Source organism: Desulfurivibrio dismutans (assembly GCF_029210385.1).
GTDB classification, from domain to species: Bacteria; Desulfobacterota; Desulfobulbia; order Desulfobulbales; family Desulfurivibrionaceae; genus Desulfurivibrio; species Desulfurivibrio dismutans.
Window position 1 is genome coordinate 270,144 of the sequence record NZ_JARGDQ010000005.1, and the last position, 14,388, is coordinate 284,531.

The following is a 14,388-nucleotide window of genomic DNA, read 5'->3' on the forward strand; positions in this document are numbered from 1 at the left end:
GTTAGCGGAGAAAATCGGGAAAAAAGAGGATGGCCAGAGGCACCAGGCTGAACAGCAAACCGGTGAGGACGGCCAGGGCCACCGCGCCGCGCTGTAAGAGCGGGTTGTACTTGGGGTGCTCGACCCCCAGTGACTGCCAGAGACTCCAGAAGCCGTGGCTGAGATGCAGGGTCAAAGCCAGGACGGCGGCCAGGTAAAAAATGGTGAAGAGGGGTTGGGCCAGCACCTGGCGCAACAGGTCCGCCACCGGCAACTCCCGGCCGCCGAATTTGAACTGCACCAGGTGGACAACCAGGAAAACCAGCAGGAACAGACCGCTGTACAGCATGGTCCGGGAGCCCGGCCCGATTCCGGCGCCGCCGCCGGCCCGGCCGGTGACCGCGTAAGGGACGGGCCGGGCGGCCCGGTTGGCCAGGGTCAGCAGCAGGGCCAGGGTCACGTGGACAAGGAAAAAGACCAGCAGCAGCAGCTCAAAGACCAGCAGCAGGCGGTCATGGGCGTGGAGTGCTGCGGCGTAGGCCAGAAAGGCGTCGCGGCCGGCCAGGGCGGTGCTGTTGCCCAGCATGTGCACCAGCACGAAAAGCCCCAGCAGCAGCCCGCTGACCGCCATCACCGCCTTTTTGCCGATGGAAGAATTAATGGTCCGTGCAACCCAGGCCATAGCTTGCTTAACTCCGTGTAACTGTCCAGCAGCACCCCATCTTGCGGCGATCAGGTCGGCTTGAGTATCTGATGTACGCTACGCCGACTTGGCTTACCGCAACCTGGGGCACTGCTGAACAGTTACGTGCCAGAATGAACTGGATAGTTACAACCCCGTTTAACCACAAAAGTTCGGTTGATCAGATCAGTTCCGCTTTTACCACGTAATGCGCCGGTGGTAAATGATCAATCGTGTCGTAAGCGATCACGGGGCACCGTCGAAAGCGGCGATGAAAAAAAGGCGGAAAATGGCGGAAACTCTCCGGCAAATATGTTAGGTAGGGAAAATGGCCAAGAAAAAAAGCTATCGCCAACATATTTTTTATGACTGGTGCAAGGCCTGCGGTTTATGCGTGGCCTTCTGCCCCAAGCAGGTGTACCGCCGCAATGAAGAGGGCCAGCCGGTGGTTGCCGATGCCGCCAAGTGTGTCGGCTGCCGCTTTTGTGAACTCCATTGCCCGGATTTCGCCATCACCATCAGCGCCGTCGACGCCCCATCCCGATCCGCCGCCGCCCACACCGCCCAAACCAGCATAGAGGAGGCGGCCGATGAGCGATAAAAAAGCCAGCCGTGAAAATGATAATCAGCCCCAGTCCGGGGTAAACGGCGTCGGGGCACCGCAGGTTGCGGCAAGCGGGACGGCGATGCGTGTTCCAGCCCGTGAGCCGGCCCGATCGTCGCAAAATGCGGTGCCCCGACGCCGTTTACTGCAGGGCAATGAGGCCATGGTGGAGGGCGCCTTGGCCGCCGGCTGCCGCTTTTTTGCCGGTTACCCCATCACCCCGGCCTCGGAGATCAGCGAGCTGATGTCGGTGCGGCTGCCCCGGGAAAACGGTACCTTCATTCAAATGGAGGATGAAATCGCCAGCATGGGGGCGGTCATCGGCGCCTCGCTGGCCGGGGTCAAGTCGCTCACCGCCACCAGCGGCCCCGGTTTTTCCCTGATGCAGGAAAACCTGGGCTTTGCCTGCATGGCCGAGGTGCCCTGTGTGGTGGTCAACGTGATGCGGGGCGGCCCCAGCACCGGCATGCCCACCAGCCCGGCCCAGGGCGACGTGATGCAGGCCCGCTGGGGCACCCACGGCGATCATCCCATCATCGTACTGTCGGTAGCAACCGTGGCCGAATGCTTTGAGATCACGGTAACCGCCTTCAACTTCGCGGAAAAATACCGGGTGCCGGTGATCCTGCTCTCCGACGAGGTGGTGGCCCACACCCGCGAGAATATCGTCCTGCCGGAAAGCGCCCAGTTGGAGGTGGTGGACCGGATTCGCCCCAGCGTCCCGCCGCAGTGGTACAAGCCCTATGCCGACAACTCTCGCGGGGTGCCGCCGATGGCGACCATGGGCGACGGTTATCGCCACCACGTCACCGGCCTGGTCCACGACCAGTCCGGTTACCCCACCGAACGCTCCGACGAGGTCAAGACCCAGCTGAAGCGCCAGATGCGCAAGATCAGCAGCGGTTTTGGCGAAATTCAACTGACCCGCTCCTTCATGCTGGAGGATGCCCAGGTGGCGGTGATCGCCTACGGGGCGGTGGCCCGTTCCGCCAAGCGGGCGGTGCGGATGGCCCGCCGGCAGGGGATCAAGGCCGGGCTGCTGCAACTGGTGACCCTCTTTCCCTTTCCCCGCAAGGCGGTGGACCAGGTGCTGCGCCAGTGCAAGGCGGTGATTGTGCCGGAGATGAACTTCGGCCAGATCAGTCGCGAGGTCAAGCGGGTCAACCGTACCTGCCGGGTCTTCACCGTTAATCGGATCGACGGCCAGCTCATCACCCCGGCGGAAATTTTTCAGGAAATCAGTAACTGAGCGAGGGGAGCAAGGCCGGCATGAAAATGGAAAAAGTCGAACAGCTGCGCCACTACTACCTGCGCCACGACAAAAAGTTTCCCCATGTCTGGTGCCCCGGTTGCGGCAACGGCATCATTCTGGGTTCACTGATCCGGGCCATCGATAAAATCGGCCTGAGCAAGGACGAGGTGGTGCTGGCCTCGGGCATCGGCTGTGCCGGGCGGATGCCGGTCTATGCCGATTTCAACACCCTGCACACCACCCACGGCCGCGCCCTGACCTTTGCCACCGGCATCAAGCTGGCCCGGCCCGAGCTGAACCTGATCACCGTGATGGGGGACGGCGATGCCACCGGGATCGGCGGCAACCATTTCATCCACGCCGCCCGCCGCAACCTCAACCTCACCGCCATCATTATCAATAACCAGATCTACGGCATGACCGGCGGCCAGTATTCCCCCACCACCCCCTACGGGGCCAAGGCCGCCACCGCCACCGGCGGCCACCTGGAACACGCCTTCTCCATCGCCGACCTGGCGGTGACCGCCGGCGCCTCTTTCGTCGCCCGGGGTACGGTTTACCATGTGCCCCACCTGGACAAGTTGATCGAGCAGGGGATTCGCAAAAACGGCTTTGCGGTGATCGAGATCATGGCCTACTGCCACACCCAGTTTGGTCGGCGCAACAAGATGGGCGACGCGGTGACCATGATGGAGAAATTGCGCGACCGGGCGGTGGCCGTCAAGGACCCGGGCGCTGCCGGTTCTCCCGGCACTGCCGTTGCCGCTGGCGCTTCCGACACCCCGGGCGCCGCCGCGTCAGCCGGCGCCCTTGACTCCGACTCCCTCGATACGCTGGACGGCAAGTTCGCCATCGGGGTGCTCACCGACGTGGAAAAACCCGACTACATCGCCGAATACGCCAGGCTCCGGGCGGCGTCCCGCCTCAACGCCCAAAACGCCGGGAATGCGGGAAAATAACCGTTGATGACTTCGCAAGAAGTCATCAACGCGCCCATGGATGGGCGCGCAAATCAATAGCTTGCCGTGTAAGCTATTGATTTGTAAGGAAAGCGGAAACCGCGTTTTCGCTTTCCGGGGAGCAAAAAGTCCATGGACGGACTTTTTGCGACATCATCACCGTTGGGGAAATGACCGTTATGGAAGAAGAACGCTACGAAATACGGCTGGGCGGCTCCGGCGGCCAGGGTATCATCCTGGCGGCGGTGATTTTGGCCGAGGCCGCCGGCCTGCACGGCGACAACCACGTCTGTCAGACCCAGAGCTACGGCCCCGAAGCCCGGGGCGGCAAGAGCAAGGCCGAGGTGGTGATCAGCAGCCGCGAGATCGACTACCCCAAGGTAATCCGGATGGACCTCTTCCTGGCCATGAACCAGGCCTCGCTGGACGCCTACTTCTACGACTTCAAACCCAACGGCCTGCTGGTGGTGGACGCCACCTTCGTTAAGCAGACGCCCACCAGCCGGGCCATTGCCATTCCTTTCACCCGTATCGCCCGCGAACAGTTCGAGCAAGAGATGGTGGCCAACGTGGTGGCCCTGGGCGCCCTGGCCCACCTCTGCCCCAGGGTGGAGGAAGCCCACCTGCTGGAGGCGGTGCTGGCCCGGGTCCCTCCCCACACCCAAACCCTCAACCGCGAAGCCTTCGCCGCCGGCCTGGCCGCCGCCCAAAAAATCAAGCTGGAAAACCTCCCCCGCTCCATCGTCCCTGACCAGGAAGAGCAGGAAATTTAAGGCCGGGTTGTCTTCCGGCCAGTTTCCCGGTTCAACGGATATCTCTTCGGAAACATGAAAAATCTGTTCATTATAGGCCTTTTGGTTGCCCTTGAGGTACCAGATCAATAGCAGGGTGGGCGATATTTATTGACAAGCCATTCGGCAACAGTTACGGGAAAAACTCCTTCAACAGCGAACTTTTATCATGAGAACGGTAACTGTCCAGTTCGTGCCAGGTTGTGGCGCGGCGCTGGAAGATGGAAAACATCTGTGAAAATCCACGAATTTCAGAGCAAGGAGCTGTTAAGCCGTCACCGGGTGTTGGTGCCGCCGGGGGCAGTGGCGGCGGATATGGCCGTGGTGCGGCAAATTATCGCCCGGGCCGACACCTTCCCCCTGGTGGTCAAGGCCCAGGTGCTGGCCGGCGGCCGGGGCCAGGGCGGCGGGGTTCGGGTGTGCGCCAACCGCGAGCAGGCCCTGGCGGCGGCGGCGGACATTTTGGGGATGCGCCTGGTCACCGCGCAAACCGGGGCCGAGGGGCAACTGGTCAACCGGATCCTGTTGGAGCAGGGGGTGGCCATCGAGCAGGAGTTTTATCTCAGCCTGCTGGTGGATCGGGCCACGGCGACCATCACCTTCCTGGCCAGCGCCGTTGGCGGCATGGCCATTGAAGAGCTGGCCGCCAGCCGCCCGGAAATGCTGGTCCGGGTGGCGGTGGACCCCTTGGCCGGCCTGCAGGGCTTTCACCTGCGCCAACTGGCCTTCGGCCTGGAACTGCCGCCCGAGTTGCACCGGGAGTTCGGCGCCCTGTGCCGCAATCTCTACCACTGTTTCACCAGCCTGGATTGCCTGCTGCTGGAGATCAACCCCCTGGTTTTGACCAGCCGGGAATCCGGCCAAGCTCTTGCCGGCCAAGTTCTTGGTCGCGGCACCGGGGTGGGGGCCGCGAAACCCGGTAGCGGCCCCCGTTCAGGCGCGACGGAAGAGGACTCCGGCCCGGCACCCCGTTTTGTCGCCCTGGATGCCAAGCTGGAATTTGATGACAACGCCCTGTTTCGCCACCCCGAGTTGCCGGAGCTGCGCGACCCCGACGAAGAGTCGGAGCCGGAACGGCGGGCGCGGGAGGCGGGCCTTAACTATATCGGCCTTAATGGCAATATCGCCAGCATGGTCAACGGCGCCGGGCTGGCCATGGCGACCATGGACCTGATCAAGCAGGCCGGCGGCGAGCCGGCCAACTTCCTCGACGTGGGCGGCGGCGCCAGTGCCGAAATGGTGGCCGAGGGGCTGCGGATCATCCTCCAGGACCCACGGGTGGAGGCGGTGTTGATCAATATTTTCGGCGGCATTCTCCGCTGTGATCTCCTGGCCCAAGGGGTGGTGGAGGCCGCCCGCCACACCGCCGTCAAGGTGCCGCTGATTGTCCGGCTGGAAGGGACCAACGTCGAGCAGGGGCGGCAAATCTTGAATGACGCCGGGCTTGACCTGACCTTTGCCGCCGACCTTGGTGAGGTAAGTCGGGCGGTGGCCGCCCTGACCGCCGGTAAGCAGGACGCTGGCGCTGCGAACAAGCAGGAAGCGATGACCGGGCAAGCCGCTGGCAATCCCGTCGCGTCGCCGACGTCACCGGCATCACCGGTGGCCGGGGCCGTTAATCGCCATCGGGAGCGGCGGCCATGAGTATCTTTGTCAATGGTGATACCCGAGTGGTGGTCCAGGGGATCACCGGCCGCGAGGGGCAGTTCCACAGCCGGCATTGCCGCGAGTACGGCACCCGGGTGGTGGCCGGCGTCACCCCCGGCAAGGGCGGCCTGGAGCAGGACGGGGTGCCGGTTTTCAACACCGTCGGCGGGGCGGTTAAGGCCACCGGCGCCGACTGCAGCCTGATCTTCGTCCCGCCGCCCTTTGCCGCCGAGGCCATCATGGAGGCGGCGGAAGCGGGGGTGGGGCTGATCGTTGCCGTCACCGAGGGGATTCCGGTTCATGATATGCTCAGGGTCAAGGCGTTTCTGGCCTCCCGCCCGGTTCGCCTGATCGGCCCCAACTGCCCCGGCCTGATCACCCCCGGCCAGTGCAAGGTGGGGATCATGCCCGGGGCCATCCACGCGCCCGGCGGCCCCATCGGGGTGGTTTCCCGCTCCGGTACCCTGACCTATGAGGTGGTGTGGCAGTTGAGCCGGGCCGGCCTGGGCCAGAGCAGCTGTGTCGGGATCGGCGGCGATCCCGTCCAGGGCACCAGTTTCATCGATTGCCTGGCCGCCTTCGAGGCCGACCCGGAGACCGACGGGGTGGTGCTGGTGGGGGAGATCGGCGGCAGCGCCGAGGAGGAGGCGGCCCGCTACATCGCCACCCACATGCGCAAGCCGGTGGTGGCCTTCATCGCCGGCCTGACCGCTCCGCCGGGACGACGCATGGGCCACGCCGGGGCCATTGTCAGCGGCACCAGCGGCAGCGCCGCCGGCAAGGTGGCGGCCCTGCGCGAGCACGGGGTGCAGGTAGTGGAAGAGTTGGCCGGGCTGGGCGGTTTTTGCGCCCGCTTTTTCGACAAGTAATATACTGAGGTAGGCTGAAAATGATGGATGTCCACTATTGACGACCGACCTCACTACCGACCTTGCTGGAAGTGAAATACAATGTCCTAAGTGACGCCGCCGCTAGTCTCGGCAGTATCCCGGAGATCCGGGAACTGTTCATTGGCTTCCAGCAATATTTATATGAAGCGAAAAACCCCATGGGCGTGCAAGTATTATGAAACTCGGTTCTTGATGAGCAAGTTGCATGGGGGTTGTCTCGGATGTCAATTCGCCGTCTCGATGAGAGGTAATTGAGTGTTAGACGCAGATGTCATTGTCATTGGATCGGGTTCAGGCGGCTTGACTGCGGCAGTAAGCCTTGCTCAGAGCGGGCAAAGAGTCCTGGTTTTAGAGCAGCACGAGGCGCCGGGCGGCTGGTGCCACAGCTTCAACCGCGGGGGCTATCATTTTTCTCCTGGTGTTCACTACGTCGGACAATTGGAGGCGGGCGGTACTACCGCAAAAATTTACGAGGGCCTTGGTGTAGCCGACGATCTTCAGTTTTTCGAACTTGATTCAAATGCGTTTGAGCAATGCATAGTTGATGGCCGGCGCTTTGACTATTGCCGGGACGTCCACAAGTTAAGCGATCGATTTCAACAGAGATTTCCGGCCGATGCCAAAGGATTGAAGGACTATTTTCAAATCTTGGAGCTTGCGTACAATCAAATCCCCTTAATGTCTGACGTTAGTTCCGTTCTGGATCTGGTGACCGTGCCTTACCGTACGAGGCATCTCGGCAGGTACGGATTATTTTCTCTAAAATCAATGCTGAAAAAAAGAGTTTGCGATCCGTTGGCCCGGGCCTTTTTGTCGATTCAGACGGGCGACCATGGTCTTCCTCCGCGTCTTGCGCCATTTGGTCTTCATTGCGGAGTCATGGGCCATTATTTTAATGGCGGATATTACCCTGTCGGCGGCGGGATGGCGATTCCGCTGGCGTTGAGAAAAGCTCTTAAAAAGCACGGCGGAGAAATTCGGCTGAACTCTCGAGTCACCAAAATACTGTTAGAAAATCGCCGAGCCGTGGGTGTGGAACTTATCAACGGAACTAAACTAAGGGCGAAGTTTGTGGTTTCAAATGCGGATCCTCATCAAACTTACTCGAACCTCGTTGGCCTTGTTAATTTGAGCCGGGGCCTGAAAAGGAAGCTCGACAAAACCCGCTACTCGCTTCCGGCCATCAGTTTATTTTTTGCGGTCGACGTGGATGTTCGTAAACTTGGAATGAGTTCGGGGAATGTCTGGTACATGAAGAGCACCGACTTTGATGGGATTTTTGATCGCGCGATATCAGCAAAACTTTTTGAGCAGGACGAATTTGAGGGACTCTTTGTTACGGCGTTGAGCCTTAAGGATCCTACGCAATACAACGGCCGGCATCATACGCTTGAGGCTGTGACTTTTGTGGGATTCGAGGCCTTTAAAGAGTTTGAAAATTCAAATCCCAACTCTCGACCGGCGGCATATCTCAAATTAAAAGAAAAAATATCAAAGATGATGATCAAGACTCTTGATCGTGCGGTGCCCGGACTTTCCCGGCACATTGTCTTTAGTGAGTTGGGTACGCCTACGACAAGCCGGCATTTTATCAACACTACCGAAGGGGCCAGTTACGGAACTGAAAAAAGCCGTTTTCAGATTGGTCCTTTTGCCTATAAAATTCGGACCGAAATCGAAAATCTTTATCTGTGTGGTGCAAGTACCTCGTCCCACGGGGTGAGCGGCGCTGCGTTCTCGGGGCTCGATGCCGCCGTCGCTGTTCTTGCTTGCAAACGAAAAGACCTGTTAAGAAATTCAACCCAACGGATGCGCACCTTTTCGGCTGAAAAGCCGGAGACCTGGCCGGCTGCGCTCGTTGATCGAATTGCGCGGAAGCAAAATAGCTCTACAGGTAACTTTCAACTCTCAAGTCCAACTATTTCATGATTAATGTGAACTCTCTTGGAATGAGGTAGGCTGAAAATGATGGACACGAAAACTCTGATCATTCATAACCCAGAGTGGAGGTGTCCATCATTTTCAGTCTACCTCAAAGTGTTGATTGTCAGTCAAAAGTCAGGCGGTTGAAGCCACCGGCCGGGTACCAGGGGCGGGAGGCGTTGAGGCCGTTGATTTCCATGATGCAGACCTCCAGCACCAGGTAGGTTTTGGTGCCCTTGCGCACACAGGCGGTGATGGTGTCGCCGTGGTGTCCCAGGGCGGCGTGGAGGTGGATTTTGGGCTCGTTGTTTTCGTTCCAGAAGATGCTGCCGCTGCCCAGGGTTTCCCGGGCCCCCTCCACCTCTTGCCAGACCGGGTCCGGGGGCATCACCGGTTCTTTGGGGCCGGTGACCACTCCGGCCTGGCGCAGGCCGCCGATCACCCAGAACCAGGCGCTGCGAATCTCCTCCCGGCGGATCACCTCGGTGAGGCCGTCCAGAAAATCATCCCCCTCGTCAAAGCGGACGCTGAACACGCGGCCGCAGGTGCCGCTGCGGTAGTCCATCTCTTGCCTCCCTGGCTCGTTACTTCGTTGATTCGTTGAGTTGGTTCAGTCGTGACTTAACAGCCTGTTGAAAGGCTATCGGACTTTTTTTAAAAGGACTGATTAGTCTTGCGGGCTGTCGCTCCGGGCGGTACCTTGCGCCGCCTCTTGGGCTGCCAGCAGCTTTTGTCTTTCCTGCAGCCCCTTGAGGTGGCGGAAAATCTCCCGGCTGTGGGTGATTTTGCGGCTGCGGGCGTAGCGGGCGGCCAGGCCGCGAATCTCCTGGGAATCCAGTTCGGGCAGCAATTGTCGGGCTTGGTCCAGGGCCGGGCTGGGCCAGTGGGCGGGCATGGGTTCTTCCTGCTGTCGGGCCTCTTCAAAGGCGGCGATGGCGTCGGTGATAATCCCCTGGCGCAACTGCTCCACCTGGTGCAACTCCTCGTTATCCTTGAGCTTGGAGCCCTTGCGGCGGGCCAGAAAATCCCCCAGTTGCCGGTAATCTTCCTCGTTCTGGCGCAATTCTTTGGCGATAAACTTGACCTGGCGCTTGCGGGCCCCGGCGTTTAGTTTGCCGGCGGCCAGGATCTCCCGCCGCAGGGGTTCCGCCACCGGCAGATTTTTGATCTCGCCGGCCGACAGCGCCGCCAGTTCACCGGCCATCTTTTCCACCCGGGCAGCCTGGCGTTTTTTTTCTGATCGGCTGATGTCCATTTGCATCTTTTGCGTGTATTCCTAGTTGAGCTACGTTAAACTTGTCGGCGTCGCAAGAAGCCGCGCCGCCGACTGGGCACGCTTTGTAGCTGCTTGTTTTCGCTTTGCCGACCAATGCGTTTGGTGTTTTTGGCAAGGCCATCAAAGTTGCCCCTTTCACTAACCGGTAAAACCGGCGGTTGCCCGCAACTAACCAGCCGCCGGTGGTTTTGTAAACCAAATTCCGACATCAAGGATACGACCATGCAAGAGCAGAATTTCACCGTCACCCAGCCCACCCGAATCCGCTTCGGAGTGGATACCGTCAACGACCTGGCCGCCATGGTGCGGGAGCTGGGGGGCAGCCGGGTTTTCCTGGTCATCGACCCCGGCGTGGTGGCCGCCGGCCTGCTCGATAAGGTTGAGGCCTCGCTCAAGGCCGACAAGATTCCCTTCACCGTTTACGATCAGGTGGACCCGGAGCCGGGGCTGAAGCTGGCCGACAACGGCGCCAAGCTGGCCAAGAAGGGCAAGTGCGATTGCGTGGTGGGTGTCGGCGGCGGCTCGGCCATGGATGTGGCCAAGGCGGTCAGCATCCTGTTGACCAACGGCGGCAAGGCCGAGGATTACATCGGCCTGGGCAAGATAAGCAAGCCCGGAGTGCCCAAGATCATGATCCCCACCACCGCCGGCACCGGCGCCGAGGTGACCTTCACCGCTGTTTTCATCAACGAGAAGACCAGCTCCAAGGCCGGCATGAACGGCGACCCCCTGTACCCCGACGCCGCCATCCTGGACCCGGCCCTGACCCTCAGCATCCCGCCGCACATCACCGCCGCCACCGGCATCGACGCCCTGACCCACGCCCTGGAGGCCTACACCTCCACCCAGGCCCACACCATCTCCGACATGTACGCCCTGGAGGCCATCGAGCTGATCGCCGGTAATCTGGGCAAGGCCTACGCTCACGGCGACAACCTGGAGGCCCGCAGCGCCGTGCTGTTGGGCAGCCTGCTGGCGGGCAAGGCCCTGGCCACCGCCGGGGTCGGGCTGGTGCATGCCATGGCCTATCCTTTGGGCGGCATGCACCAGATCCCCCACGGCCTCGCCAACGCGGTGCTGCTGCCTTACGTGATGGCCTACAACCTCATCGGCGCCCCGGAGCGTTTTGCCACCCTGGCCGAGATGTTCGGGGTTGATACCGCGGCCATGAATCTGCGGGAAGCGGCGGAGGCCTCGGTGGAGGCGGTCTGGAACCTTAATCAGGATGTAGGGATTCCCCGTAACCTGGAAGAGTTGGGAGTATCCAAAGAAGATATTCCGGAGATGGCTAAGATCGCCCTTACCGTGGCCCGCCCGGTGGCCAATAACCCCCGCCGGCCAATCCTTGACGAAGTGATGGCGGTCTACGAAGAAGCATTTAACGGTTGGCAGTAAGGAGAAATAACGATGCCTGGTTTTGAAGTTTTTGGGGCGGAAGAAAAGAAGGAAATCGCCGAGGTGCTGGACACCGGGGTGCTGTTTCGCTACGAGTTTCCCAACGAGCGGCGCGGCATCTACAAGGTGCGCCAGTTTGAAGAGGAATTCGCCCGTTACTGCGGGGTCAAACACGCCCAGGCGGTGACCTCCGGTACCGCCGCCCTCAAGGTGGCCCTGGCGGCCATGGGGGTGGGGCCCGGCGATGAGGTGATCACCCAGGGCTTCACCTTCGTCGCCACCTGGGAGGCCATCTTCGATGTCGGCGCGGTACCGGTCTTTGCCGAGGTGGACGACACCCTGAACCTGGACCCGACCGACCTGGAAGCCAAGATCACCCCCCAAACCCGCGCCATCATCCCGGTGCACATGATGGGTGCTCCGGCCCGCATGGCCGAGATCATGGCCATCGCCGACCGCCACGGGATTCCGGTGCTGGAAGACACCGCCCAGGCGCCGGGGACGGCCATTGATGGCAAAAAATGCGGATCCTTCGGGCTTTGCGGCACCTTCTCCTTCGACCCGGTCAAGACCATGACCACCGGCGAGGGGGGGATGATCATCACCGACGACCAGGATCTGTGGCGACGGATGAGCGAGTACCAGGACCACGGCCACGACCATGTGCCCAACCCCGGCGCCAGGGGCGGCGAGGGCCGCAGCTTCATCGGCTTCAACTATCGCATGATGGAACTGCAGGGGGCCATCGGCCTGGCCCAGCTGGCCAAGCTCGACCACATTATCGCCGCCCAGCGGCGCAACAAGGAGGCCCTGCGCCAGGTGGTAAGCCGGTTGCCGGGGGTAACCTTCCGCACCGTGCTGGACCCCGCCGGCGACAACGCCTCTTTTCTGGCCTTTTTCCTGCCCGATGCCGCTTCTGCCCTGAAGGTCAACGAAACCCTGGCGGCAAACGGCGCCGGGGCGGTTTATTTCGCCAACAACACCTGGCACTACTACCCCAAGTGGGAGCATCTGCTGGCCGGCTCCACCCTGGCCAAGAGCGGCTGGCCCTTCAAGGTCAAGGAGGGGGGAGCCGACGGCCGCCGCCGGGTCCACTACGACCCCCGGGCCCTGCCCAAGTCGGCGGCCATCATGGACCGGCTGCTGGTCTACCCGGTGCCCATCAAGCTGAGCGAGGAACGCCTGGAACAGATCGAACAGGCGGTCAAGGCCGCCTGTTGAGCAAATAAACATCAAAGCGGCTGCTTTTGCCGCTGAGCGAGAAGCCGGGGGCCGGGCCGGGCAGGGCGGGGGCGTGGCGGGGCCTTTTGACCACCACCCGGCGGCCGGCCTTTTGCAGGGCGGCGGCCAGCAGTGGCCCGGCGTCGGTGTCGTCGCCGGCGATTTGGCGCAGCAGGCGCATTTCCTTTTTGACTAGGGCGCTTTTGGTTCGTTCCGGGAACATGGGGTCCAGGTAGATTACATCGGCGGCCGGGAAAGGGCTTTGTGTAAGGAAGGTGAGGGCGTCGCCGGCCAGAAGCTGCAAATTTTCCCGTACCAGGGCGGCGATGTCGGCCGTGCCGGCGGCTCGCTGCAGGCCATCGGCCAGCAGGGCGTGGACGATGGGAGAGCGTTCCAGCATTTGCACCCGGCAGCCCAACGCGGCCAGGATAAAGGCATCCCGGCCCAGGCCGGCGGTGGCGTCGATGACGGCGGGGCGATAGCCGCCCTTGAGGCCCACGGCCCGGGCCAGGTTTTCCCGGCGACGGCCACTCTGGCGGCGGCGATAAGCCAGCCGCTCGGCGGCAAAATCGACATACACCGGCCCCGGCGCTTGCTTGCCGGTTTGGCGCAACTCCAGGCGTTTCGGGGTAAGTTGCAGCAGCAGTGGCGGGTTGTCTTGGCCGTCGGGGTCGAACAGGGGTAATCCCAAACGCTCGGCCAGTTGGCGGGCATCGGCCCACCGTGCAGGATCGGTGGCGGATACGGCGAGATTGCTGGTCATGTTTTTTTTATAATCATGGCAGTTGGTAGTTGGCGTTAGCTCGCCAACATTTTTGAGGTGGTGACAAGGCCGGTTTTCGGTGTCTTTGAGAAACACGGCAATGAGGACCCGCTTATCGCTTATCGTGCGTTGCTGGACCGTTATCATTACAACCGTGTCTGGAAAGTTGCAGTGTATCTTTGGCCGAATGCCCCGGCCGTTATAAAGGAACAAAATAATGGATTCCGCAGCGAAAGAACAGCCCTCAAAAAAACAGCCGCAAGTGGTGGCGGTGATTCCGGCCCGCTACCACTCCAATCGTTTCGAGGGTAAACCCCTGGCCCTGATCAAGGGCAAGCCCATGATCCAGCGGGTCTATGAGCGCGCCCAGGCAGTGCCCATGCTCTCGCGGGTGGCGGTGGCCACCGATGATCAGCGCATTGCCGAGTGTGTGCGCGCCTTCGGCGGCGAGGCGGTGATGACTCGCAGCGATCATGTTTCGGGCACCGATCGCCTGGCGGAGGCGGCCACCATCATGGATATCGACGAACATGACGTGGTGGTCAATATCCAGGGCGATCAGCCCCTGTTCGACCCGGCGGTGGTGGGGCAGGTGGCCGGCCCGCTGCTGGCCGATCCGGCCCTGCCCATGGCCACCCTGATTTACCGCATTATCCGCCCCGAGGAGATCAACGACCCCAACCACGTAAAAACGGTCTTCGACCGCCAAGGTCGGGCCTTATATTTTTCCCGCTCCCCCATCCCGCACCAGCGCGACCCCGAAGGCGGCACCCCCACCTACTACAAGCACCTGGGGTTCTACGCCTACCGCAAAGGTTTTCTGCTCACCTTTGTCGGCCTGCCGGAGGGAGAATGGGAATATTTTGAAAAACTGGAACAGCTGCGGGCCCTGGAGTACGGCTACACCATCCAGGTGGTGCTCACCGAACACGACTCGGTGGAGGTTGATACCCCCAATGATTTGCAGCGAGTAGAGCAACTGATTAAAGACTAAGGAGAAAAAAAT

Annotated in this window: 14 protein-coding genes; 10 read left to right on the forward strand and 4 right to left on the reverse strand. The window is 61.3% G+C overall.

Features of this window, described 5'->3' with window-relative positions; translation table 11 throughout:
* Window position 1: 1 nt before the first annotated feature.
* On the reverse strand, window positions 2-661 hold the full coding sequence (locus P0N66_RS08025) for a succinate dehydrogenase/fumarate reductase transmembrane subunit (protein WP_275804137.1): 660 nt from the start codon (window positions 659-661) through the stop codon (window positions 2-4).
* Between the two features lie 328 nt (window positions 662-989).
* On the opposite strand from P0N66_RS08025, the gene P0N66_RS08030 reads away from it, so the two are divergent.
* The 7 genes from P0N66_RS08030 (at window position 990) to P0N66_RS08060 (ending at window position 8,733) form a co-directional block, all read left to right on the forward strand.
* Complete coding sequence (locus tag P0N66_RS08030) at window positions 990-1,262, forward strand: 4Fe-4S dicluster domain-containing protein (RefSeq protein ID WP_275804139.1); 273 nt, start codon at window positions 990-992, stop codon at window positions 1,260-1,262.
* A gap of 166 nt (window positions 1,263-1,428) precedes the next feature.
* Window positions 1,429-2,514, forward strand: coding sequence for a 2-oxoacid:acceptor oxidoreductase subunit alpha (locus tag P0N66_RS08035; protein ID WP_431190029.1), 1,086 nt, complete (start codon window positions 1,429-1,431; stop codon window positions 2,512-2,514).
* Between the two features lie 26 nt (window positions 2,515-2,540).
* Window positions 2,541-3,476: a 2-oxoacid:ferredoxin oxidoreductase subunit beta gene (locus P0N66_RS08040; protein WP_431190030.1), complete on the forward strand. Its 936-nt coding sequence runs from the start codon at window positions 2,541-2,543 to the stop codon at window positions 3,474-3,476.
* 179 nt (window positions 3,477-3,655) lie between these two features.
* Window positions 3,656-4,249 carry a 2-oxoacid:acceptor oxidoreductase family protein gene (locus P0N66_RS08045; RefSeq protein ID WP_275804145.1) on the forward strand — a complete coding sequence of 198 codons (594 nt, stop codon included), beginning with the start codon at window positions 3,656-3,658 and terminating at the stop codon, window positions 4,247-4,249.
* 252 nt (window positions 4,250-4,501) lie between these two features.
* Window positions 4,502-5,911, forward strand: a complete 1,410-nt coding sequence (locus tag P0N66_RS08050; protein WP_275804146.1) for a succinate--CoA ligase subunit beta — start codon at window positions 4,502-4,504, stop codon at window positions 5,909-5,911.
* The gene (sucD, locus tag P0N66_RS08055; RefSeq protein ID WP_275804147.1) at window positions 5,908-6,783 is read left to right on the forward strand and encodes a succinate--CoA ligase subunit alpha; all 876 of its coding nucleotides are present in this window, start codon (window positions 5,908-5,910) and stop codon (window positions 6,781-6,783) included. Before P0N66_RS08050 ends, sucD begins: the two co-directional genes overlap by 4 nt.
* A 276-nt stretch (window positions 6,784-7,059) precedes the next feature.
* Window positions 7,060-8,733, forward strand: a complete 1,674-nt coding sequence (locus P0N66_RS08060; RefSeq protein WP_275804148.1) for a phytoene desaturase family protein — start codon at window positions 7,060-7,062, stop codon at window positions 8,731-8,733.
* A gap of 118 nt (window positions 8,734-8,851) precedes the next feature.
* On the opposite strand, the gene P0N66_RS08065 is transcribed toward P0N66_RS08060, so the two are convergent.
* Window positions 8,852-9,292 (reverse strand): PPC domain-containing DNA-binding protein, encoded by a 441-nt coding sequence (locus P0N66_RS08065; RefSeq protein WP_275804150.1) that lies wholly within the window; start codon window positions 9,290-9,292, stop codon window positions 8,852-8,854.
* Between the two features lie 102 nt (window positions 9,293-9,394).
* Window positions 9,395-9,988, reverse strand: coding sequence for a ribosome biogenesis factor YjgA (gene yjgA, locus P0N66_RS08070; RefSeq protein ID WP_275804152.1), 594 nt, complete (start codon window positions 9,986-9,988; stop codon window positions 9,395-9,397).
* 237 nt (window positions 9,989-10,225) lie between these two features.
* Between yjgA and P0N66_RS08075 the strand changes: the two genes are divergently transcribed.
* Both P0N66_RS08075 and P0N66_RS08080 read left to right on the forward strand, forming a co-directional pair.
* Window positions 10,226-11,398: an iron-containing alcohol dehydrogenase gene (locus P0N66_RS08075; RefSeq protein WP_275804154.1), complete on the forward strand. Its 1,173-nt coding sequence runs from the start codon at window positions 10,226-10,228 to the stop codon at window positions 11,396-11,398.
* Window positions 11,399-11,410: 12 nt separating this feature from the next.
* On the forward strand, window positions 11,411-12,619 hold the full coding sequence (locus P0N66_RS08080) for a DegT/DnrJ/EryC1/StrS family aminotransferase (protein ID WP_275804156.1): 1,209 nt from the start codon (window positions 11,411-11,413) through the stop codon (window positions 12,617-12,619).
* On the opposite strand, the gene P0N66_RS08085 is transcribed toward P0N66_RS08080, so the two are convergent.
* Entirely contained in the window at window positions 12,603-13,382 is a 780-nt protein-coding gene (locus P0N66_RS08085) for a class I SAM-dependent methyltransferase (protein WP_275804158.1), read from the reverse strand. The genes P0N66_RS08080 and P0N66_RS08085 overlap by 17 nt on opposite strands.
* 217 nt (window positions 13,383-13,599) lie before the next feature.
* On the opposite strand from P0N66_RS08085, the gene kdsB reads away from it, so the two are divergent.
* Window positions 13,600-14,376, forward strand: coding sequence for a 3-deoxy-manno-octulosonate cytidylyltransferase (gene kdsB / locus P0N66_RS08090; protein ID WP_275804161.1), 777 nt, complete (start codon window positions 13,600-13,602; stop codon window positions 14,374-14,376).
* Window positions 14,377-14,388: the final 12 nt, after the last annotated feature.

Coding starts and splice junctions, on each gene's coding strand:
- P0N66_RS08025 (WP_275804137.1), bottom strand. CDS start 661: ATGGCCTGGGTTGCACGGACCATTAATTCTTCCATCGGCAAAAAGGCG.
- P0N66_RS08030 (WP_275804139.1), top strand. CDS start 990: ATGGCCAAGAAAAAAAGCTATCGCCAACATATTTTTTATGACTGGTGC.
- P0N66_RS08035 (WP_431190029.1), top strand. CDS start 1,429: ATGGTGGAGGGCGCCTTGGCCGCCGGCTGCCGCTTTTTTGCCGGTTAC.
- P0N66_RS08040 (WP_431190030.1), top strand. CDS start 2,541: ATGGAAAAAGTCGAACAGCTGCGCCACTACTACCTGCGCCACGACAAA.
- P0N66_RS08045 (WP_275804145.1), top strand. CDS start 3,656: ATGGAAGAAGAACGCTACGAAATACGGCTGGGCGGCTCCGGCGGCCAG.
- sucD (WP_275804147.1), top strand. CDS start 5,908: ATGAGTATCTTTGTCAATGGTGATACCCGAGTGGTGGTCCAGGGGATC.
- P0N66_RS08065 (WP_275804150.1), bottom strand. CDS start 9,292: ATGGACTACCGCAGCGGCACCTGCGGCCGCGTGTTCAGCGTCCGCTTT.
- yjgA (WP_275804152.1), bottom strand. CDS start 9,988: ATGCAAATGGACATCAGCCGATCAGAAAAAAAACGCCAGGCTGCCCGG.
- P0N66_RS08075 (WP_275804154.1), top strand. CDS start 10,226: ATGCAAGAGCAGAATTTCACCGTCACCCAGCCCACCCGAATCCGCTTC.
- P0N66_RS08080 (WP_275804156.1), top strand. CDS start 11,411: ATGCCTGGTTTTGAAGTTTTTGGGGCGGAAGAAAAGAAGGAAATCGCC.
- P0N66_RS08085 (WP_275804158.1), bottom strand. CDS start 13,382: ATGACCAGCAATCTCGCCGTATCCGCCACCGATCCTGCACGGTGGGCC.
- kdsB (WP_275804161.1), top strand. CDS start 13,600: ATGGATTCCGCAGCGAAAGAACAGCCCTCAAAAAAACAGCCGCAAGTG.